This is a genomic window from Pseudomonas sp. EA_65y_Pfl2_P74, assembly GCF_963970575.1.
GTDB classification, from domain to species: Bacteria; Pseudomonadota; Gammaproteobacteria; order Pseudomonadales; family Pseudomonadaceae; genus Aquipseudomonas; species Aquipseudomonas baetica_A.
The window spans coordinates 1-20,190 of the sequence record NZ_CAXAOQ010000025.1; the positions used below are offsets into that span (position 1 = coordinate 1).

19 protein-coding genes and 1 pseudogene are annotated in these 20,190 nt (G+C 58.4%); 11 read left to right on the top strand and 9 right to left on the bottom strand.

What is annotated here, in order from left to right; translation table 11 throughout:
- Positions 1-282: 282 nt before the first annotated feature.
- The 6 genes from AACY18_RS19485 to AACY18_RS19510 form a co-directional block, all read right to left on the bottom strand.
- On the bottom strand, positions 283-621 hold the full coding sequence (locus AACY18_RS19485; RefSeq protein ID WP_339432018.1) for a HopJ type III effector protein: 339 nt from the start codon (positions 619-621) through the stop codon (positions 283-285).
- A complete protein-coding gene (locus AACY18_RS19490; protein ID WP_339432019.1) occupies positions 614-910 on the bottom strand; it encodes a DUF1244 domain-containing protein in 297 nt (98 codons plus the stop codon). The genes AACY18_RS19485 and AACY18_RS19490 overlap by 8 nt, the downstream gene beginning before the upstream one ends.
- A gap of 100 nt (positions 911-1,010) precedes the next feature.
- Complete coding sequence (folX, locus tag AACY18_RS19495) at positions 1,011-1,382, bottom strand: dihydroneopterin triphosphate 2'-epimerase (RefSeq protein ID WP_339432020.1); 372 nt, start codon at positions 1,380-1,382, stop codon at positions 1,011-1,013.
- On the bottom strand, positions 1,383-1,943 hold the full coding sequence (gene folE, locus AACY18_RS19500; RefSeq protein WP_339432021.1) for a GTP cyclohydrolase I FolE: 561 nt from the start codon (positions 1,941-1,943) through the stop codon (positions 1,383-1,385).
- A gap of 21 nt (positions 1,944-1,964) precedes the next feature.
- Positions 1,965-2,675 (bottom strand): dihydromonapterin reductase, encoded by a 711-nt coding sequence (folM, locus tag AACY18_RS19505; protein WP_339465820.1) that lies wholly within the window; start codon positions 2,673-2,675, stop codon positions 1,965-1,967.
- 110 nt (positions 2,676-2,785) lie between these two features.
- On the bottom strand, positions 2,786-3,361 hold the full coding sequence (locus AACY18_RS19510) for an antibiotic biosynthesis monooxygenase (RefSeq protein ID WP_221730008.1): 576 nt from the start codon (positions 3,359-3,361) through the stop codon (positions 2,786-2,788).
- A 213-nt stretch (positions 3,362-3,574) separates the two neighbouring features.
- On the opposite strand from AACY18_RS19510, the gene AACY18_RS19515 reads away from it, so the two are divergent.
- Positions 3,575-4,534 (top strand): MerR family transcriptional regulator, encoded by a 960-nt coding sequence (locus AACY18_RS19515; protein ID WP_339465822.1) that lies wholly within the window; start codon positions 3,575-3,577, stop codon positions 4,532-4,534.
- 18 nt (positions 4,535-4,552) lie between these two features.
- On the opposite strand, the gene AACY18_RS19520 is transcribed toward AACY18_RS19515, so the two are convergent.
- The gene (locus AACY18_RS19520; protein ID WP_339432025.1) at positions 4,553-5,158 is read right to left on the bottom strand and encodes a hypothetical protein; all 606 of its coding nucleotides are present in this window, start codon (positions 5,156-5,158) and stop codon (positions 4,553-4,555) included.
- Positions 5,159-5,230: 72 nt separating this feature from the next.
- The gene (locus tag AACY18_RS19525; RefSeq protein ID WP_339432026.1) at positions 5,231-5,689 is read right to left on the bottom strand and encodes a PAS domain-containing protein; all 459 of its coding nucleotides are present in this window, start codon (positions 5,687-5,689) and stop codon (positions 5,231-5,233) included.
- A 153-nt stretch (positions 5,690-5,842) separates the two neighbouring features.
- Here AACY18_RS19525 and AACY18_RS19530 point away from each other — a divergent pair, with 153 nt between their 5' ends.
- A complete protein-coding gene (locus AACY18_RS19530) occupies positions 5,843-6,298 on the top strand; it encodes a flavodoxin (protein WP_339432027.1) in 456 nt (151 codons plus the stop codon).
- Here AACY18_RS19530 and AACY18_RS19535 read toward each other — a convergent pair.
- The gene (locus tag AACY18_RS19535) at positions 6,288-7,175 is read right to left on the bottom strand and encodes a LysR family transcriptional regulator (protein ID WP_339432028.1); all 888 of its coding nucleotides are present in this window, start codon (positions 7,173-7,175) and stop codon (positions 6,288-6,290) included. The genes AACY18_RS19530 and AACY18_RS19535 overlap by 11 nt on opposite strands.
- A gap of 95 nt (positions 7,176-7,270) precedes the next feature.
- On the opposite strand from AACY18_RS19535, the gene AACY18_RS19540 reads away from it, so the two are divergent.
- The 9 genes and pseudogenes from AACY18_RS19540 to AACY18_RS19580 all read left to right on the top strand — a co-directional run bounded on the left by AACY18_RS19540 (position 7,271) and on the right by AACY18_RS19580 (position 20,186).
- Entirely contained in the window at positions 7,271-7,657 is a 387-nt protein-coding gene (locus tag AACY18_RS19540; RefSeq protein ID WP_339432029.1) for a CidA/LrgA family protein, read from the top strand.
- Positions 7,647-8,334 (top strand): annotated as a pseudogene (locus AACY18_RS19545) (LrgB family protein). Before AACY18_RS19540 ends, AACY18_RS19545 begins: the two are co-directional and overlap by 11 nt.
- 131 nt (positions 8,335-8,465) lie before the next feature.
- Entirely contained in the window at positions 8,466-9,248 is a 783-nt protein-coding gene (locus tag AACY18_RS19550; RefSeq protein WP_339465824.1) for a class II aldolase/adducin family protein, read from the top strand.
- The gene (locus tag AACY18_RS19555) at positions 9,248-10,150 is read left to right on the top strand and encodes an alpha/beta fold hydrolase (RefSeq protein ID WP_339465825.1); all 903 of its coding nucleotides are present in this window, start codon (positions 9,248-9,250) and stop codon (positions 10,148-10,150) included. The genes AACY18_RS19550 and AACY18_RS19555 overlap by 1 nt, the downstream gene beginning before the upstream one ends.
- A 157-nt stretch (positions 10,151-10,307) precedes the next feature.
- The gene (locus tag AACY18_RS19560) at positions 10,308-11,219 is read left to right on the top strand and encodes an SDR family oxidoreductase (protein ID WP_339432032.1); all 912 of its coding nucleotides are present in this window, start codon (positions 10,308-10,310) and stop codon (positions 11,217-11,219) included.
- A 515-nt stretch (positions 11,220-11,734) separates the two neighbouring features.
- Positions 11,735-13,528: a DUF1302 domain-containing protein gene (locus AACY18_RS19565; protein WP_339465826.1), complete on the top strand. Its 1,794-nt coding sequence runs from the start codon at positions 11,735-11,737 to the stop codon at positions 13,526-13,528.
- 23 nt (positions 13,529-13,551) lie between these two features.
- Positions 13,552-14,919, top strand: coding sequence for a DUF1329 domain-containing protein (locus AACY18_RS19570; protein ID WP_339432034.1), 1,368 nt, complete (start codon positions 13,552-13,554; stop codon positions 14,917-14,919).
- Between the two features lie 139 nt (positions 14,920-15,058).
- Positions 15,059-17,617, top strand: coding sequence for a LuxR C-terminal-related transcriptional regulator (locus tag AACY18_RS19575; RefSeq protein WP_339432035.1), 2,559 nt, complete (start codon positions 15,059-15,061; stop codon positions 17,615-17,617).
- Positions 17,618-17,792: 175 nt separating this feature from the next.
- Positions 17,793-20,186: a dermonecrotic toxin domain-containing protein gene (locus AACY18_RS19580; protein ID WP_339432036.1), complete on the top strand. Its 2,394-nt coding sequence runs from the start codon at positions 17,793-17,795 to the stop codon at positions 20,184-20,186.
- Positions 20,187-20,190 lie beyond the last annotated feature (4 nt).

Consider the following 20,190-nt stretch of genomic DNA (forward strand, 5'->3'; position numbering starts at 1 on the left):
CAGTTGATGGCGCTAATGGGCTGAAAGGCCTTTTTTCGTCTGTTGCCCGCACAAAAACAAACGCCCCGAACAAGTCGGGGCGTTTTGTTGGGCCTTCATCAGTGTGTTTTCACACAGTCTGTTCGGCCGGTTTTTTTGTGTCCGTTACTCACAGGCGCCACAGTCCAAAGGTGGGTGGGCTTGCTCGCGAAGGCGTCATTTCAGGCGATATTTTGGGTGACTGGCACACCGCTTTCGCGAGCAAGCCTGCTCCCACAAGGGACGCGGGTTGGCAATGCAGGATCAGCGGCGGCAAAGGGGCTGGGTTTCGAACTTCACGCCGGCCAGACCGTTGTTGATCAGCGCTCGAATATTGCCGTGATCGCTGCCTTCAGGCGCCGCCACCACCGAGCGGTAGTGCTCGCCGAACGCCAGCAGCGCTTCTTCATCGCTAAAGCCTTCCAGCAGCGCCAGACCGAGGGTCTTGCACGAGCCTTCGTTCTGCCCGGCAGCGTTTTCCACGCCGCCGTTGTTGAACGCCTGAGGCTGGTAGTCGTAACCGGCGGCGATGAAGGCCAGGGTGTCGGCAAAAAGGTGCTCGCCGCTCTTGAGGCTGGTGCGCAGGGTGTTCAGATCACTCATGAGGTTTTCCTTTGGCGAACGCCGCTTGTTGTTCGGCGCTGGCTTCTTGCTGAAATTGAGACTTCCACTCGGCGTACGGCATGCCGTAAACCACTTCGCGGGCTTCATCGAGGCTGACCTCGATCTGGCGCTCGTCGGCTTCGGCCTTGTACCACTTCGACAGGCAGTTGCGGCAGAACCCGGCGAGGTTCATCAGGTCAATGTTCTGCACGTCCTTGCGGCTGTCCAGATGGGCGACCAGCCGGCGGAAGGCGGCGGCTTCGAGTTCGAGGCGTTGTTGATCAGTCATGGGGGTCTCTGCGAGACAGCGTTGAGCGGCAAGCTTCAAGCTGCAAGATTTCAATGGTGGGGTGCCTGTAGCTTACCGCTTGCAGCACGAAGCTTGAAGCTCAGCGGCTTGCCGCAAGGGTAATCGACACCGACTCGGCAAAACGCAGCGCATGCGGCTTGTCGACTTCGACTTCGGCATACAGCACCGAGCCGTTACTCATCACCAGATCCAGTAGTTCCTGGGTCAGACGTTCGAGCAGCGCGAAGCGGTTGCCCTCGACGTGGGCGATGATCGCCTTGGTGATGGTGCGGTAGTTCAGCGCGTGATCGATGTCGTTGTCGCGCACTGCTTCCTGCGCCGCGTACAGGATGGTGAGGTTGATCAGCACATCCTGCTTGTTGAGGATTTCGTCCTCGTTGATCCCGATAAAGGTGCGCAAGCGCAGATCCTTGACCCGGATGCGTGCCATTCCCGGTTGAAGTTGTGCCATTTACTTGCTCCGTCCAATCAATTGCAGGAACTCCTGGCGGGTGTTGCTCGACTCGCGAAAGGCGCCGAGCATGACCGAGGTGTTCATGGTCGAATTCTGTTTCTCGACACCGCGCATCATCATGCACATGTGTCTGGCCTCAATGACCACGGCGACGCCGGCGGCATCGGTGACTTGCTGCACCGCATCGGCAACCTGTCGGGTGAGGTTTTCCTGAATCTGCAGGCGCCGGGCGAACATGTCCACCAGCCGCCCGATCTTCGACAACCCCAGCACCTTGCCCGTCGGAATATAAGCCACATGGGCCTTGCCGATGAAGGGCAGCAGGTGATGTTCGCACAATGAGTACAGTTCGATGTCGGCGACGATGATCATCTCGTCGCTGTCGGAGGCAAACAGCGCGCCATTGACGATCTCATCGACGCTCTGTTCGTAGCCGTGACACAGGTATTGCATGGCCTTGGCTGCGCGTAGCGGCGTGTCTCGCAGTCCTTCGCGTTCGGGATCTTCACCAAGACCGATCAGTATGTCGCGGTAATGCTCGGGCAGGGAGCGGGTCATCGAACATCCTCGCGGGCGTTGTTATTTGACGTGCCGTCCGCCGTTGACGGTCAGGGTCGTACCGGTGACATACGGGTTGTCGAGCAGGTAGCGCAGGCTCTGATAGATCACTTCACTGCCGGGTTCGATACCCAGCGCGGATTTGGCCAGCGCTTTGGCGCGGTACGCCGCGTCGTCGTCGGGATTGAACGATAGCAGGGCAGGGGCGATGCCGTTGACCTTGATCGCCGGCGCATAGCGAGCGGCGAACGACAAGGTCAGGCTGTCGAGCCCGGCCTTTGTGGCGCAGTAACCGATGTGCTTGCTGCTGCCCTTGCGGGTGACATCATCGCTGATGTGGATGATGTCCGCAGGCGTCGATAGCGTGAGCAGATCGGCGCAATGCAGGTTGATCAGATAGGGCGCGAGCATGTGCAGGTTGAACAGGCGTGTGAACGCTTCGGCTCCGTTGTCCGGGGTTTCGGCCAGCCATTCGGAGGCGTTGTGTACGATTGCCCGCAGGCTGTCGGTGTGGGTTTTCAGTTCGGCGATGAAGGCGAGTATGCCGGCTTCGCTGGAAAAATCCGCGAACACGCCGATGGCGCCCAGATCACGCAGCACTTGCACGCCGGGACGTTCGCTGCGGTAACTGAAGATCACAGCGTGGCCGTCTGCAAGCAAACGCTGCGCGCAATGCAGGCCGACACGCTGGCCGGCGCCGGTGATGAGGATCGGGGCGGAGGTTGTGGTCATGTACGGCTCGCGTCGCGGTTGAAGTAAAAACTATAACAGCGACACGAGCGACCCACCTATTGCAGAACCGACTTCAGGTGGGTTCGAGCAAGCCCGCTCCCCCAGAAGGATCAGCGATTTTGGGCGCAAGGGGTAACCGGCAAGGGGCGCGCTGGCGTGCGGTTCAACCAATTTGCCAGTAATCGGGTCGACAATGGAATAAAGAAATAAACCATCAGCGGCGTCAGGCATGCCGTGCTGATCAGCATCCGCGGCAGCAGGCTCATTTCACTGAGCAGCGGACCGAGGACAAAGTTGAACAGCAGCGATACCGGGAAGAACGCCAGCCAGATCGCGACAGCCTGTTTCCAGCGTGGCGGGCGCTGGCCGATCGCATCGGCGCCGAACCAGCCCTCAATGCCGCTGACGCGATGCTCCTTCGGGTGCGCAAACAGGTCGCTGCCACGATCCAGCCAGGCAGTACGCGAGGCCGAATGCTCCCACGCATGCAGTGTGTGCTCATCGGCAAACCGGAAAATGATTTGAAACTCGTTATCGCCGGGCGGTGGAGCGAGCACACCGGAGCCGAGATAACCGGGGAAGTCGGTGGCCAGTTGTTCACCTTCGCGCAGCCAGGCGATCAGATCCTGATAGCGTCCATCGGCGACGCGACGCGCAACCATCAGCGTGACGGGGGAAGTAGACATTGTATATCTCCGTATTTCGAGTGCGTCGCTCCGGGTAGGAGTTTCGCCTGACGCAGGGCCGGGGGTAGTGGCCAGCGTTTTACAGTATGCAAGGAATATTCCGGATTTTACCGATTTAACCAGCGACTTTGGTCGCTGTTCATCGCTTGAATCTTAATGCTCCATCAAGGTTAGAATAGGATCCAATTCGCCAACAAGGAAGTTGATTGTCTTATGTCTGTCATCACGGACAAAAGCCCTGCTTCGCAGGCATCCATTGCGCTGGAATGTGAAGATCTGTTCCCCATACGTGAAGTCGCACGATTGACCGGCGTTAACCCGGTCACGTTGCGTGCATGGGAGCGGCGCTATGGTTTGATTCAACCAACACGCACCGAAAGTGGGCATCGCTTGTATTCGATGGCCGATATCGAGCGCGTTCGCAGCATTCTCGACTGGATCGATCGTGGTGTGTCCGTCAGCAAAGTCGGCAAGATTCTGGCCAAGACCGAGCCGTTGAAAGTGCTGGCGCACATCATCCCCGACGATCGGGTGCAGGCCGATTATCTGCAATGGCAGGTGCAACTGCAGGATGCGATCAGTTCGTTCGATGATCAGCAACTGGATCTGGTCTACGGTCAGATCTTTTCTTCTTATACGTTGCCCGTCGTGTTCCAGGACATTCTGATGCCCTTGTGGCTGCAACTGCTGCAGCGACAAGATGCTTTTGGGCAAACCAGCGAATGGCTGTTCTTCGATGGGTTTCTCAGAGCGCGGGTATTGCAGCGGATCGTCATGCTGCGCGGCTCGAAACCGCGCAGGGTGATTGTCAGTGCCTTGGCCGGACAATGCCGAGAGCTGGAACTGCTGGTGACGGCACTGTTCCTGAGTGGTAATGGCTCAGGGATCCGCGTGCTGACCACCGGCCAGCCGTTCGATGAACTCACCCTGGTCTGCGAACGGACCCGGCCTGACGTACTGGTATTGTTTTCCAACCACGCACCGAGCGCCGACCTTCCGCGACGCTTGAGCCGGCTGGCGTTGAGCCTTGATTGTCAGGTGCTGCTGGCGGGGGATGCCTCCGATCTGGCGCAGGAGAGCCTGGCTGGAACGTCAATCGGTTGCATTGGTAATGAAGGGGCGACAATGTTTCAGTGGCTGACGCAGTTTCTGGCGGGCACGCTGGATACCTGAAGGCCAGGTTTTAAAGGCTCAGGTGTGCAGGGCCGGATGTGTCAGGCGATGTTGTTGCAGGATGAACTGGCGCAGACGTTCGGTTTCATCGGCATCGGTCTGGCTCAGTTCGTAGGCGAAGAAACCTTGCTCGGTTTCTCGTTCGAAATGGCCACGCAATGAAATCCGCTCATAACCCGATGGGCTGAACCACAGAGCGAAATGCTTGGGCGGTTTGGTTTTGTTGCGCACTTCCAGCAATACGCCTTTGTGCGAGATCTCGTGTACCCACAGCGGGCCCGGCTGGCCTTTGGCGTTCTCCAGTGCCACCGGTTCTTCAAGAGCCAGTCGCCATGGGCGAACCATCGGGCCGTCTTCGTAAATGCTAGGTACGCCGAGGCGCAGATGCAGCGCGTGAAACTCGTCCTCCACCAAATGCAGCGGGAAGGTCATCTGCTGATTTTCGAAGTTGGCCTGGATGGTGACCTGTTCGTGAGCGGCCAGACGCGTGAGCAAGTCACGGATCTGCGAACCACCATTCACCAGCAGGCTCGACGTCGCATCCCGCACATTCAATTGCGGGTTGTGTTGCATGGTCTGGATGAAATCCAGCTCATCCTGAGTGAGGAGGGCGTCGCGTTGCATGGCGGACTCGAAAGGAATAGTTACAAAGTCTTTGGTGATTGTAGTTAATGACAATTGGTTCGCTGTTTTGTTTTAACCGTTTGTCGCTTTCAGTTCAGCCAGTTCGGCTTTGAGTGCGGCGACCTGTGCTTCCAATTGCGCAACGCGTTGCTGGGCCTTGACCTGAACCGTCACATCTTTTTGAACACCGACGAAATAGGTTTGTCCGTCATCGGCGTTTTTAACCGTTGAAAGCGACAGTTCATTCCAGAACGGTGTGCCGTCCTTGCGATAGTTGCGCAGGATTTCCCGGCAAGATCCGCTATTGCGCAGCGCTTCGCGAATCAGTGTCAGGTTTTCCTGATCCCTGTCTCCCGATTGCAGAAAGCGACAGTCTTGATAGAGGATTTCCTCGCTGGCATAACCGGTCAAGCGCTCGAAGGCCGGGTTGACGTAAATCAGGATGTTGTCCTGTTCGCCTTCCTTTTCCGCGACCACAATTCCATCGTTCGATGCGTTGATTACCATTTGCAGCAGGCTGGCGTTGATCATCTTTGAATCCTTTCAGAGGTGTCAGTGACGGGCATTCTAGAAGATCGGCGGAGGCTGTCTATAGGTCATTGGCGCTTATTGGGAGTTAATCGCAACTTCACGGCTCAGGCTGTTAATATCGGCGCTCTTTTTTTCAGCTCCAGGATCAGATTGATGAAAGTCGCCATCCTCTCCGGTTCGGTCTACGGCACCGCCGAAGAAGTCGCCCGCCACGCCCAGAATCTGCTGAAAGCCGCCGGCTTTGAAACCTTCTACAACTCGCGCGCCAGCCTGACGGACCTTCAGTCTTTTGGCCCTCAAGCGCTGCTGGCGGTGACCTCGACCACCGGCATGGGCGAGTTGCCGGACAACCTGCAGCCGTTGTATTCGGCCCTTCGTGACCAATTACCCGCTGCCTGGCGCGGTTTGCCGGGGGCGGTGATTGCGTTGGGCGACGCCAGTTACGGCGACACCTTCTGCGGCGGCGGCGAGCAGATGCGCGAACTGTTCGGCGAACTGGGCGTGCGCGAAGTGCAGGAGATGCTGCGCATCGACGCCAGCGAAAGCGTGACCCCGGAAACCGACGCCGAGCCTTGGCTGGCTGAGTTCATCGGCGCGCTCAAGGGCTGATTGGTCGCTCGCGCAGCAGAGAAAGCCAGGCTTGCGCCGCTTTCGACAGATAGGCGCCCTGACGCCAGATGAAAACGATATCCCAGCGAAGCGAGTCCGGTGCTTTCAAGGTCAGGCGCACGACGCCTGGCCGCACCAGACCCCGCGCGACCACGCTGGGCAGCAACACCACGCCTTGCCCGGCGGCCACCAGTGACACCAGAAAATCCGCCTGCCCACTGCGTCCGCCTTCCTTCGGTGTGAAGCCCATCTGCTGGCACGCCTGGAGCAAGCGATCATTGAGCACAAAACTGCGCTGATACAGCAGAAACGGCGTATCGGCCAATTCTTCCAGACCGATTTCGCCCCGCTCAGCCAACGGATGATCCCTCGGCAACAGTGCATCGAGCTTCTCATCGCAGAACGGCTGATAGTCGAACTGCGCATCCTTGGGCAACAAACTGCCGCCCAATTCCAGTTCTGCACTCAACACGGCTTGCTCAATATGGCGGCTACCGCCTTCAAGTAATTGGATCTTGATATTCGGATAGCGCCGACGGTATTCGGCAAACAGCCCGGCGAACAACGTGTCACTGCCCAACAGCGGCAGGCCCAGGCGCAATTCGCCACGGGCCAGATGGCTGAGGTCGTCGAGTTCGCTGAGCAATTCGTTGCGCAAGCGCAGCATGCCCTCGGCTCGTTGCAACACCACGCTGCCGGCGGTGGTCAGGCGCAACTGCGAACCCAGCCGTTCGAGCAACGGGGTGCCCAGGCTTTGTTCGAGTTGCGCGACTTGTTTGCTCACGGCCGATTGGCTGATGTGCAGGGTTTTCGCGGCCTGGGTAAAACCGCCCTGATGCATGACTTCGACAAAACTGCGCAGTTGTTTGAATTCCATAGTCTGATTCCTTTTTGGAATGGCTTGGAGTCTAACAATTCGCTTCTGGGATGGGTGCTCGGTTCGTAAAATAAGCCCCTGTCAGGAGCAAAGCCATGAACGCCGCAACCCTCAAGTACCTTTCCCGCCTTGTTGTCGAACTGGCCGTGCTGCTCGGTCTCTACCTGCTTGGCTGCCAACTCGCCGCTTGGCTGGCGTGGCCGATTCCCGGTGGCGTGATCGGCATGGCGCTGTTGCTGCTGGCGTTCGCCTTTGGCTGGGTCAAACCGGCGGCATTGCAATTGGGCGCGGGGCTGCTGATGGCGGAGATGCTGCTGTTCTTCATCCCGGCGCTGATGAGCCTGCTTGATTATGGGGCGCTGCTGCGCAATGACGGTTGGCGGATTCTGTTGGTGATCGCCGCCAGCACGTTGATGGTCATGCTGGTGACGGCGTTCACCGTGGAATGGGCCGTGCGCCTGAGGCGGTCCCATGAAGCTTGAATTGATGCCGATGTTCTGGCTCGCATTCACCCTGCTGGCGTACTTGTTCAGCCGCTGGATTTATCGGCGCACCGGCCGTTACCTGCTGTCGCCGCTGATTCTGGTGCCAACGCTGTTGTTGGCGCTGGCCGTGCCGCTGCACACCGCTTACGCCGAGTATTCCAGCAACACCCACTGGTTGATGCGGGTGCTCGGTCCGGTGACAGTCGCCTTCGCCGTGCCGATCTGGCAGCAGCGGCATCTGTTGATGCGGCACTGGCCTGCATTGATGCTCGGCATGGTTGCCGGCAGCACGGCATCAATCGCCACCTCGTTCGGACTGGCCAAGGCCCTGGCACTGGACAGTTCGGTGACGATGTCGCTGGTGCCGCGCTCGATCACCACGCCATTCGCCATGCCGCTGGCTCATGATCTCGGCGGCGTACCGGAATTGACGGCGGTGTTCGTGATGTTTACCGGGGGTGTTTGGCGCGATGCTCGGCGGCGTTCTTTTGAAGTGGTTGCCAGTGCGCAGTGCCTTGGCCCGTGGCGCCCTGTTCGGTGTCGGTGCCCATGGCGCCGGTGTCAGCCGCGCCCATGAAGTGGGCGGTGAGGAGGGCTCGGTGGCGGGGCTGGTGATGGTCCTCACCGGGTTGCTCAATCTGTTCGCGGCCCCTTTGTTGGCGTCGTTGCTTTGACACGGATCCAAGCTGTTTGCCGGGCTGACTCGTTCAGTCATCAAGCTGGCTGCCAATGCAACTACGCGATGGCCTGCGCCTGACTAGACTGCTCACACGTGCAGAACAATAAGAACGCAGAGGTGCATACAGTGAGCGTAGCCCCCATCCAATCGTCCCTTAATGTCAAAGATCAGGTCAGCGCTGCGGAATGGCAGACCCGAGTCGATCTCGCCGCCTGCTATCGTCTGGTCGCGCTGCATGGCTGGGATGATCTGATCTTCACGCACATTTCGGCCAAGGTGCCGGGCACCGAAGATTTCCTGATCAATCCGTTTGGCCTGATGTTCCACGAGATCACCGCATCAAGCCTGGTGAAAGTCGATCAGGCCGGCAACAAACTCATGGACAGTCCTTACGAAATCAACCCCGCCGGTTACACCATCCACAGCGCCGTGCACGAAGTTCGACACGATGTGGTTTGCGTGCTGCATACGCACACGGCCTCGGGGGTTGCGGTGTCGGCGCAAAAGCAGGGTGTGCTGCCGATCAGTCAGCAATCGCTGTTTGTCCTGTCCAGCCTCGCTTATCACGCCTATGAAGGCGTGGCCCTCAATCACGAGGAGAAGGCGCGCTTGCAGGCCGACCTCGGCGATAACCATTTCCTCATGCTGCACAACCACGGTCTGCTGACCTGTGGCGGCACTATCGCTGACACTTTTCTGATGATGTTCACCTTCCAGCGTGCCTGCGACATTCAGGTGATGGCGCAGACCGGCGGCGCTGAACTCATTGCCATCGAACCGCAGGTTCTGGCCGGCGCCAAAGCGATGATCGCCGGCGTCACCAAAAGTGCTCAAGGCATGGGCGGCGCGCTGGCGTGGCCGGCATTGCTGCGCAAACTCGATAAACAGAACCCTGGATATCAACTCTGATGCCTCTTGCCGAGATTCCGTTGTGTGTCTGGCGCAAGCGCAGCCAGACCTTTGTTTTTGGTGGTCAGTCGATCCGTTACTGGACGACGGGGCAGGGTGAGCCGCTGCTGCTGATCCATGGTTTCCCGACCGCCAGTTGGGATTGGCATTACCTGTGGCAGCCACTGGCTCAACGGTATCGCGTGATCGCCTGTGACATGCTCGGTTTCGGCGACTCGGCCAAACCGGTCAATCACCGCTACAGCCTGCTGGAACAAGCCGATCTGCAACAGGCGTTGCTCGCGCATCTGCAGGTCGAGCAGCCGGTACACCTCCTCGCTCATGACTATGGCGACAGCGTCGCGCAGGAACTGCTCGCGCGGCATTACGAGGCGCACATCAAGGTCGCCAGTTGCGTGTTCCTCAACGGCGGGCTGTTCCCGGAAACCCACCGCCCGGTGTTGATGCAAAAACTGCTGCTCAGCCCTTTAGGCTGGATGATCGGTCGCGCCTTCACCCGAGACGCGCTGGTGAAAAGCTTCGGCCAGATTTTCGGCCCGCAGACCCGGCCAAGCGAGAGCGAGCTGGATGATTTCTGGAGTCTGATCGACACCCATCAAGGCCCGCGCATCATGCACAAGCTGATTGGCTACATCCCCGAGCGTCGCGTGCAGCGCGACCGTTGGGTGGCGGCCATGCAGCGTGGCGAAATCCCGTTGCGGGTGATCGATGGCGAAGTCGATCCGATCTCCGGTGCGCACATGGTCGAGCGGTACCGGGAGTTGATTGCAGACGCGGACACCGTGCTGTTGCCGGGTATTGGTCACTATCCGCAGACCGAAGCGCCGGTGCAGGTGCTCACGCATTACCTGGCGTTCCGCGACCGTTTGGCGCTGCCGCCGCGCAAAGTGGCGTGCTCCTGAAAGATCAATGGATCGCCGCCAGCGATCTATTGATCTTGCTTGGCATCATCCCCTCACCTTATCGCGCATCATTCAGCCTCAGCCGTGTTCGTTGTGACCCAAAGCCCCGTGCCTGACACTCGGGCTCTCTGTCCTTTGGCCTGCTGGAGTTGCCCTGATGAATGAGTCTGTGCGTTTCGAAGATAAAGTCGTGATCGTCACCGGAGCCGGTGGCGGTCTGGGACGGGCGCATGCACTGCTGTTCGCCAGACAGGGCGCCAAAGTGCTGGTCAATGACCTCGGAGGCTCGACCCAGGGCGAAGGCGCCAATGCTAGCGCCGCCGACCGCGTGGTGGCAGAAATTCGTGAGGCCGGCGGCATCGCCGAAGCCAACCACGACTCGGTCACTGACGGCGACAAACTGGTGCAGAACGCCCTCGACGTCTTTGGCCGCGTCGACGTGGTGGTCAACAACGCCGGGATCCTGCGCGACAAGACCTTCCACAAAATGGACGATGCCGACTGGGATCTGGTTTACCGCGTCCATGTCGAAGGCGCCTACAAAGTCACCCGCGCCGCGTGGCCGCACCTGCGTGAACAAAACTACGGTCGAGTGATCTTCACCGCGTCGACTTCCGGCATCTACGGCAACTTCGGCCAATCCAACTACGGCATGGCCAAACTTGGCCTGTACGGCCTGACCCGCACCCTTGCCATCGAGGGCCGCAAGAACAACATTCTGGTCAACGCCATCGCCCCGACTGGCGGCACGCGCATGACCGAAGGCCTGATCCCGCCGCAAGTATTCGAGCAACTGAAGCCGGAGCTGGTCAGTCCGTTGGTGGTGTATCTGGCCAGTGAACAGTGCCAGGAGACCTCCGGGCTGTTTGAGGTCGGTGGTGGCTGGATGGGCAAGGTGCGGTGGGAGCGCAGTTTGGGGGCCGGGTTTGATCCGCGTGCTGGATTTTCCCCGGAAGATGTCGCGGCGCACTGGCAGCAGATTTGCGATTTCGAAGGCGCGGCGCACCCCAAGGACAACATTGAGGCGCTGAAGGAAATGATGGCGAATTTGCAGAAATATTCGCTCTGAACCCTGCGCAACAATCGGCAGGGCTGCGCCAGCCCTGCCATCTCCCCGCTAAAACCCGTCACCCATAAAAAAGGCCGCTGCAAACGCAGCGGCCAAGGTAAGACGTTGGATCAAGGAGCTACAAATCAACGTCAGTGAACACCGGGGCGAGCAACCGAAGACCTTCGGTTGATCTGAAATCTGTCAGCAATGGCTTGAGTGGTTAAGGCGCCAAGGCCGAATGCTTTGCGGCGTGTCCCGTGAAAGCCCGCTCAGAATACGGATTTGAGTCTGTAGGAAAAATAGCGATTGCGGACATGAACTGTTACGGGGCATGTAACAGTCTGCCCCGTACCACATGCACCATGCGCTGCAATGATGTTCGACTATCCAGCGCACTCATGGCCCGCGCAAAGGCGCATCCCACCGGGGCATTCATCCTTTCGAGCGACAACGCGAATACCTCCTTGGTGCGCTTATCGACCCGGTCAACCGGCAGTAGGGTGGGGCCTTCTGTCACTCACCGGGGAAGACGCATGAAAACAAGAACAATGCGCGCCATCTTCACACCGCAGGCGCTGGCAGCCGCGGTGGCTATGGGCTGCTGCGCCCAGGCGCACGCGGTTTCGTTCAACATCGGGGAAATCGAGGGCACCTTCGACTCGTCACTGTCGGTCGGTGCGAGCTGGGGCATGCGCGATGCCGACAAGTCGCTGGTCGGCACGGTCAATGGTGGTACCGGGCAATCTTCGACGGGTGATGACGGACGCCTGAATTTCAAGAAGGGCGAAACCTTTTCGAAAATCTTCAAAGGCATTCACGACCTCGAACTGAAGTACGGCGACACCGGGGTGTTTGTGCGTGGCAAATACTGGTACGACTTCGAACTCAAGGATGAAGACCGCGAGTTCAAACAGATCAGCGACAAGGGGCGCAAGGAGGGCGCGAAGTCTTCCGGCGCGCAGATTCTCGATGCGTTCGTCTATCACAACTACGCCATCGCTGACTTGCCGGGCACCGTGCGTGCCGGCAAGCAAGTGGTGAGCTGGGGCGAAAGTACCTTCATCGGCAACTCGATCAACAGCATCAACCCGATCGACGTGTCGGCGTTTCGGCGTCCTGGCGCCGAGATCAAGGAAGGTCTGATCCCGGTGAACATGCTGTTCGGCTCGCAAAGCCTGACGGACAAGCTCTCTGTCGAAGGTTTCTACCAACTGGAATGGGACCAGACCGTCCTCGACAACTGCGGTACGTTCTTCGGCGTCGATGTGGCGGCGGACGGTTGCAACAACGGGTATACCGTCGGCAGCCCGGCGATTGCGCCGTTTGTGCCGTTGACCACGGCCTTCGGTCAGGGCATTGAGGTGACTCGCGAAGGCGTCGTGGTGCCCCGGGGTGGCGACCGCGATGCACGGGATTCGGGGCAGTGGGGCACGGCGTTGCGCTGGCTCGGCGACGACACCGAATACGGTCTCTATTTCATGAACTACCACAGCCGCACGCCGACGGTGGGCACCACCACGGCCGGGCGTTCGACGCTTGCCGCGTTGCCGGGCATGGTCGGCATCGCCAATGGTCTGGCCCCCGGCAGCGGCTCGGGACTGGCGCAAAGCGTGATGTTGGGACGCGGTCAGTATTACCTCGAATATCCGGAAGACATTCGTCTGTACGGCGCCAGTTTCTCTACCACACTGCCCACCGGCACCGCGTGGACCGGCGAGATCAGCTACCGGCCAAACGCGCCGGTGCAGGTCAACACCAACGACCTGACCCTGGCGTTGCTCAACCCGATTGCCGGGGGCGCTGCTTCGCCACTGGCGACTTCGCCCGGTGCTGACAACAAGGGCTATCGTCGCAAGGAAATCACCCAGATCCAGAGCACCCTCACGCACTTCTTCGATCAGGTATTAGGGGCCCAGCGCCTGACCGTCGTCGGTGAAGCAGCGGTGGTGCGGGTCGGCGGTCTGGAGTCGCGCAGCAAGCTGCGTTACGGCCGCGACTCGGTGTACGGCCAATACGGTTTCGGCGGCGACACCGATGGCTTCGTCACGTCGACTTCGTGGGGCTACCGCGCCCGGGCCATCCTCGATTACGCCAACGTGATTGGCGGGGTCAACCTCAAGCCGAACCTGTCGTGGTCGCATGACGTCGCCGGTTACGGCCCCAATGGCCTGTTCAACGAAGGCGCCAAAGCGATCAGCGTCGGCGTCGATGCCGACTACCGCAACACCTACACCGCGAGCCTCAGTTACACCGATTTCTTCGGCGGCGATTACAACGTCCTCGAAGACCGTGACTTCGTCGCCCTGAGTTTCGGCGTGAACTTCTGATCTGCCCGAGAAGGATGAATGCAATGCGCAAAATGATTCTGCAATGTGGTGTCCTGGCCCTGAGCCTGCTGGCGGCCAACGTGATGGCGGCAGTGTCACCGCAAGAAGCCAACAAGCTTGGCACCAGCCTCACGCCGCTGGGCGCCGAGAAGGCCGGTAACGCCGATGGCTCGATTCCGGCATGGACCGGTGGCATCCCGAAAAACGCCGGGGCGGTCGACAGCAAAGGGTTCCTGGCTGACCCGTTTGCCAATGAAAAACCGTTGTTCACCATCACCGCCGCCAATGTCGACCAGTACAAGGACAAACTCTCGGACGGTCAGGTGGCGATGTTCAAGCGTTACCCGCAAACCTACAAGATCCCGGTTTACCCCACCCACCGTACCGTCGCCGTACCGCCTGAGATCTATGAGTCGGCCAAACGCAGTGCGCTGAACGTGACCACGATCAATGACGGCAACGGCCTGGCCAATTTCACCGGCAACCGCTACTACGCCTTCCCGATTCCGAAGAACGGCGTTGAAGTGTTGTGGAACCACATCACCCGTTACCACGGCGGGAATCTGCGCCGGATCATCACTCAGGTCACACCACAGACCAACGGCAGCTACACGCCGATCCGCTTCGAAGAAGAGATCGCCGTGCCGCAACTGATGAAAGATATCGATCCGGAAAAAGCCGCCAACGTCCTGACCTTTTTCAAGCAGTCAGTCACCGCGCCGGCACGTCTGGCCGGCAACGTGCTGCTGGTTCACGAGACGCTCGATCAGGTGAAGGAGCCGCGTCTGGCGTGGGTCTACAACGCCGGTCAGCGTCGGGTACGCCGCGCGCCGCAAGTGGCCTATGACGGGCCGGGCACCGCCGCGGACGGTCTGCGCACCTCGGACAACTTCGACATGTTCTCCGGCGCCCCGGATCGTTACGACTGGAAACTGGTGGGCAAGAAGGAAATGTACATTCCTTACAACAGCTACAAGCTCGATTCGCCGAAACTCAAGTACGACGACATCGTCAAGGCTGGCCACATCAATCAGGATCTGACCCGCTATGAACTGCATCGCGTGTGGGAGGTGATCGGTACGGTCAAACCGAACGAGCGGCACATCTACGCCAAGCGCCACATGTACATCGATGAGGACAGTTGGCAGGTGGCGCTCGCTGACCATTACGACGGTCGCGGCCAACTGTGGCGGGTCGCCGAAGGTCACGCTCAGTACTACTACGATCACCAGACGCAGGCCTACACTCTGGAAGCGCTCTACGACATCATTGCCGGCCGGTACATTGCCCTGGGGATGAAGAACGAAGAGAAACACAGCTTCGAATTCGGCTTCGAGGCCAAGGCTGCCGACTACACACCATCGGCCCTGCGCGCAGCGGGTGTGCGGTAACGTTTGTGATACAACGGCTGTACAAAAGGCGACCGCACGGTCGCCTTTTTTATGGCTGCCAATCAGCGCGCTGAATATTTATCAACAAGCTGACAGCAGAGGGCTAGGGTGGCTGCAAAACAATAAGAAGGCTCACCCGATGACCGCCATGACGCCGTGTCTGGATCGCCCCGGTTTCCTGCCCAGACTGTCTTCCCATCACCAGCCACGTTTGCGATTGAGCGAACCACTGCTTGAGTCGATGGCGCGGGTCAGGCTGATCTGTGCGCCCCCCGGTAGCGGAAAAAGTGCGCTGCTTACCGAATGCCTGCTTCAGGCGCCCGCGACGTATAAGGTGCTCTGGTTGCCACTGGCAGGTGCGCAATTGAGCAACGGCGAGATGTGCCATCGATTGACTGCAGCGCTGGGCCTGACCGACACGGATGAGGCTGGTCTGATCGCGGCATTGACTCATTGGGAGGCACCAACCTGGCTGTTCATCGACGATTACAGCCGTTTGCCGGATCCGTCACTCGATGCCTTGCTCGACCGTTTGCTGACAATCAGCAGCCCCGCATTGACCTGGTGGATCGGCTCTCGCCGGCGTCCGCAATGCAACTGGCCGCGGCTGTTGCTGGACGACGAATTGTATGAATGCGAAAGCCCGACGCTGGCGCTGACCCAGGACGAGATCGCCCAGGCACTGAAACACTTGTCAGCCGAGCAGGCCGCCAATGTGGCTGGACGGATTGTTCATCGCACCGGTGGCTGGTGCGCCGGAGTGCGAATGACGTTGCTGCAAAAATGCGACTGGTCGCAAAGCACCCAACCGCAGCAACGTGTGGAAACCTTGCTTGATTATCTGCAGCACGAACTGTTCAGCGGTTTGACGCCGGAGCTGGCGGAAGTCTGGCGAGTACTGGCGAATTTGCCGCGTTTCAACGCTGAACTGTGTGAACACTTGTTCGGTGCCGGTGAGGGGGCTGATTACCTGCGAACGCTGCAAACGCTGGGTTGCTTTATCGAGCCATGGAATGAATCGTCGCAGTGGCTACAGATATTCGCGCCTTTGGCGCAGGTGATGCGCGATGAACATTGGCCCGCGTCTCGTTCATGGCATCGTCGGGCGTGCCAATGGTTCGCCGCTACCGGTGATTGGCGTTCGGCTTTCGAGCAGGCGTTGCTTGCCGAGGAATTCGAAACGGCAGTGAGCCTGTTGCAGCATTTCAACTTCGAGCATCTTTTTGAAGAGCAAACGGTGGTGCTGTTGTTGCGCCTGCATGAATCTCAGGGCGAAGGATTGACCTTGGGATCACCGCAGTTGGTCGGGCTGATCAGCGCAGCGCTGTTGTTTGCCGGCCGGTTCGAACAGGCCACGCAGTGCATCGCGCACCTGGCGAGGTTCATGCCACAGCCTTCGGCCACGCTCGAGCGGCAACTGATTGCGCGCTGGCAAACCTTGAATGGCTGGCTGCTGCATCTGGAAGGGCAGATGACTTGCGCTCAGGGTCATTTTTCCGAGGCGCTGGATTCGCTCGACGACGACCACTGGATGGCGCGGGTGATGTGTTTGTCGGGGGTGACGCAACAGGCGCTCTTGAGAGGGGCGCTGGATGTGGCCTACGCCCACAATCGGCAGGCGCTGTGTCTGGCGCGGGCGCAAAATTCGCTGGTTTTCGAGGCGCTGCTTGAGCTCGATCATGCACAAATACTGGAGCAGCGTGGCGCGGCGGCGCGGGCCGAATGTCTGTTGGCCGCAGTGCACGCTCTGCTCGGCAGACGACCGGATCGACCGACGCCGCTATTGGGCAGGATTGCACTGCGTCGGGGGCGTCTGGCTCTCAGTCAGGGGCAGGATGCCCTGGCGGCCGCTTTTTTTCAGTCCGGCCTCGACGATTGCAAGCGCAACCATGACAAGCGGGTCTTGTATGGCTATCTGGGGCAGGCACAACTGGCGGCCAATCAGGCGGATTTTGAAGGCGCATTTGTCTGGTTGCGCGATGCACAGCGGCTGATGCAGCAGCGGCAGATTCCGGAGACTGTCTATCGTGGGGTGTTGTTGCAGATCAGCAGTCTGTTGTGGCTTCAGCAAGGGCGTGCCGAACTGGCCAACGAGGCGATGGCACGTCTGCTGCGTCACTATCAAGGGGCCGGTGCATTGCAGGCACCGCCGGCGACCATCGAGTTGATTCCACGGGTTGAATACCTGCTGATCCTGGCGCAAACGGGTCTGCGCATCGCCAATAATCCGATCATCCGCCTTGAGCAGTTATTGGCGGACGCGAAGCAGTGCAGAATGGTCGCCCTCGAAACTGACTTGCTCCTGGCGTTGGCCGAAGTTGCCTTTCTGCAGTGCGATCAGGCCGGCGCGCAACACTATTTGCAGCAGGGCCTTGAATTGGTTGCTCATCACGGCCTGCACCAGGCGTTGCGTGAACTGGAATTGCGCCAGCCGAACGTGTTGCAGGCACTGAATAACAAGATCGCTGAAGATGCAGCCGCGCAGACATTAAGCAACTACGGCGTGCTGAGCCAGCGAGAACTTGAAGTTTTACGACTGATCGCCAAAGGCTATTCCAATCAACAGATTGCAGATGAACTGTTTATTTCGCTACATACCGTAAAGACTCATGCCAGGCGTATACACGGAAAGTTGGGTGTCGAACGAAGAACTCAAGCGGTGGCAAGTGCAAAGCTGTTGGGTCTCGATCTAAGTTGAATTTGTGACAGTCAAATGGAGGAATATTTATTTTGGCGTTTGTCTGAGATGTTTTATGACGTTTGAAAACTTGCAGTAACGGCTGTTGGATTTTGTTCGCTGTTTATATTCGATAACTTGCTCGCAATCGAAGTGGCGCAATGTCATTTCTTGATCGTGGACCAAGGAGTTAGGTATGAGCGTTATCAATGGCTTTTCAGAAGTTCGACCCGCATGGCTGTCAGGTGCCAGTGAACAAAATAAGCAGCGTCATGACCATTTGCTACAGCAAGTGCGCGCTGAGGAAACCCGGCGTGACCAGTTTCTGGATAAGGCAGCATCGCTGAAAGCCTATGCTGCTGCGCGAAGTAAAGAGTGGATCAACAGTGCATTGGGTGTTTCGGTTGATCCTGAAACTATCAAGGTCACCTGTCGCTATACCATCAAGGTCGGAGCGCGCACCCTGGTTCAGGAAGACAAGCGCACGTTTGTGGAACTGGCGCTGTTCGGCGTACATGATCGCAATCAACGCTTCGAGATGGCTTTTGAAGGGCCGGTTCCTTCCGGCTTGACACCTGTGCGCGTAGAAAACTGGCTGGCGTCTGTCAACATCCGCTCGGATTTCTGGGACACGCGCCGTAAAGCCTTTAACGATTACGACGTGCAGATGGCACTTCTGCAGGTCTTGGGGGCGCGCATCGCCTACAGCACTTTTTGCGCTGCCGTGCAGGGGCATCTCAATCAGCCAAACATGGCAATGGTCGAACGCTTTATGCAAGGAGACCGGAGTATTTCGGCATCGGCCTTCGTGATGAATGGCTTCCGGTTCGGTTTCCGCGATCTGATGGTTTTCCAGCAAAAGGCCAATCCTCACGGCAACTGCGTCTTGTACGCTCCAGGTTCGCCGGAAGAGCGCGACTGGTATCAATTTCCCAACAGTCGCGAACTTGAATTTCATGTGGCTGGCTGGGTGAGAACAGCCGAAGGGCAGAGCTATCTGGCGGCGCAAACCCAACCTGCGGAAAGGGCGCCACTGGCCAAATACGTGGCCACGCTGCGGCAGCTACCGAGTGCCTGGAAAGGGGTAACGTTTTCCGAATGGCCGGACGCACCGGAAGGCATTCTTGTCGAGGCAATCTTCCATCAGATCGCCTGGGACCTGGCACAGGAAACGCTCGCCCATCCTGCCGCCTATCGAAGCGCCCCTGATGAAATGCGCCAGTCGTTTGCCCGCTTGAATACGGAGTTGAAAGCGCTCTACACCATCGGCACTCGCGAAGCGGGCATCCTGACCTATGAGCGCTTCTGTTACGACTTGATCAAGCAACGGATCGAAGATCTTTTAAAGACCTTTGGAAAAACGGTGCAGGTAAACCCGGACGAGATCCTCCTTGATCTGAGTGAAAACGAGACGATTACACTCACCCGGTTGATCATCAAGGAAACGCAGTTTTATGCCCATGATCGTGGCGGCGAAGTGATTGGGATTTATCCGCGCTTTCGTGTAGGCGCGAAGCATCCAGCACTGCCCGACCTGGACATACGTCAACTGGCCAGTTGGTCGAGAACGTTGCGTCCGGGAGAGAAGTACATCGCCATGTTGCGTGCCGATTATTTAAACAGACAACACCCCGATTATGAATTCAAGAAAGACGTTCACTTCAAGTCTCGACAGGTTGAAATGCAACGTTCGGTGTTGTCGAGTTTTTATGCCGGTGCTATCACCCTCACGTTGGCTGAGCAATTGCGCACGTTGATCCTGAACTTCGATAAAGGAACGCCTGCCTCTTTTCCGCCTTTCGGAGAAGTGCCTTCGACCGTGCAGTTCAGTGCAGTCTTCAAGTTTCACGTAAAACGGTGTCTGGTTGAGGGCGTGTATGTTTTCAGGCTGGTACAGGGCGGCAAAGTCAGTGAAATTCTTTATACGCCTGACGCGCCGGACGGCGTCTACTTGCGACCGTTGAGCGGTTTTTTCGAGGCGATCAAGGAACACGGGCTGGGTCAGTATTTCTACGACCGGGTCAAGTACGTCGATCAACGGATCATGGGGACGTTCATCAATAACATTGAATTCAACAATGTTTCTGAAAAACTTCCCGTGCTTGAGCTCAACAGCCGCGTGCTGTCGTTGCGCGCGAGTTATAACGAACGTATTGAACGGATCATTGCTGATATTGACGCGCAAACCACCAGCCTGAACGAAATCATTGGCAAATTGGCCTATGACTCGGTGGCGTTGGCTGCGAGTGTCGTCAGTTTGGTAATACCGCCCGTTGGTTTCGCGCTGTCCGTGGTGCAAATCACCAAAAACGTACTGGAAGGCGCCGAGTCCTACCGATATGGCGATCGAGAAACGGCCTTCAACAGTTTCAAGGAAGCTCTACTGGACCTGGCGTCTTTGATTCCTGGAGGCAAGGAAGCAACCAAGGCGCAGAAGACGCTGATTCAACTCATGGGTGACGGCAAGGCAATCGTCGGCCTGATTGGATCGGCGACCGGCCAGACCCTCGGCCATGAACGTCTTTTGGCGATAATTGAAGAAATTCTCCAGGAGGAGCCAGCGGGGGACAGCAAAACCGTATTGCTGTAACCCC

Excerpts from the sequence above, each read along its gene's own strand:
- AACY18_RS19525 (WP_339432026.1), bottom strand. The coding sequence starts at position 5,689 with ATGATCAACGCCAGCCTGCTGCAAATGGTAATCAACGCATCGAACGAT.
- AACY18_RS19520 (WP_339432025.1), bottom strand. The coding sequence starts at position 5,158 with ATGCAACGCGACGCCCTCCTCACTCAGGATGAGCTGGATTTCATCCAG.
- AACY18_RS19540 (WP_339432029.1), top strand. The coding sequence starts at position 7,271 with ATGAACGCCGCAACCCTCAAGTACCTTTCCCGCCTTGTTGTCGAACTG.
- folE (WP_339432021.1), bottom strand. The coding sequence starts at position 1,943 with ATGACCCGCTCCCTGCCCGAGCATTACCGCGACATACTGATCGGTCTT.
- AACY18_RS19535 (WP_339432028.1), bottom strand. The coding sequence starts at position 7,175 with ATGGAATTCAAACAACTGCGCAGTTTTGTCGAAGTCATGCATCAGGGC.
- AACY18_RS19555 (WP_339465825.1), top strand. The coding sequence starts at position 9,248 with ATGCCTCTTGCCGAGATTCCGTTGTGTGTCTGGCGCAAGCGCAGCCAG.
- AACY18_RS19510 (WP_221730008.1), bottom strand. The coding sequence starts at position 3,361 with ATGTCTACTTCCCCCGTCACGCTGATGGTTGCGCGTCGCGTCGCCGAT.
- folX (WP_339432020.1), bottom strand. The coding sequence starts at position 1,382 with ATGGCACAACTTCAACCGGGAATGGCACGCATCCGGGTCAAGGATCTG.
- folM (WP_339465820.1), bottom strand. The coding sequence starts at position 2,675 with ATGACCACAACCTCCGCCCCGATCCTCATCACCGGCGCCGGCCAGCGT.
- AACY18_RS19530 (WP_339432027.1), top strand. The coding sequence starts at position 5,843 with ATGAAAGTCGCCATCCTCTCCGGTTCGGTCTACGGCACCGCCGAAGAA.
- AACY18_RS19570 (WP_339432034.1), top strand. The coding sequence starts at position 13,552 with ATGCGCAAAATGATTCTGCAATGTGGTGTCCTGGCCCTGAGCCTGCTG.
- AACY18_RS19580 (WP_339432036.1), top strand. The coding sequence starts at position 17,793 with ATGAGCGTTATCAATGGCTTTTCAGAAGTTCGACCCGCATGGCTGTCA.
- AACY18_RS19575 (WP_339432035.1), top strand. The coding sequence starts at position 15,059 with ATGACCGCCATGACGCCGTGTCTGGATCGCCCCGGTTTCCTGCCCAGA.
- AACY18_RS19565 (WP_339465826.1), top strand. The coding sequence starts at position 11,735 with ATGAAAACAAGAACAATGCGCGCCATCTTCACACCGCAGGCGCTGGCA.
- AACY18_RS19490 (WP_339432019.1), bottom strand. The coding sequence starts at position 910 with ATGACTGATCAACAACGCCTCGAACTCGAAGCCGCCGCCTTCCGCCGG.
- AACY18_RS19560 (WP_339432032.1), top strand. The coding sequence starts at position 10,308 with ATGAATGAGTCTGTGCGTTTCGAAGATAAAGTCGTGATCGTCACCGGA.
- AACY18_RS19485 (WP_339432018.1), bottom strand. The coding sequence starts at position 621 with ATGAGTGATCTGAACACCCTGCGCACCAGCCTCAAGAGCGGCGAGCAC.
- AACY18_RS19515 (WP_339465822.1), top strand. The coding sequence starts at position 3,575 with ATGTCTGTCATCACGGACAAAAGCCCTGCTTCGCAGGCATCCATTGCG.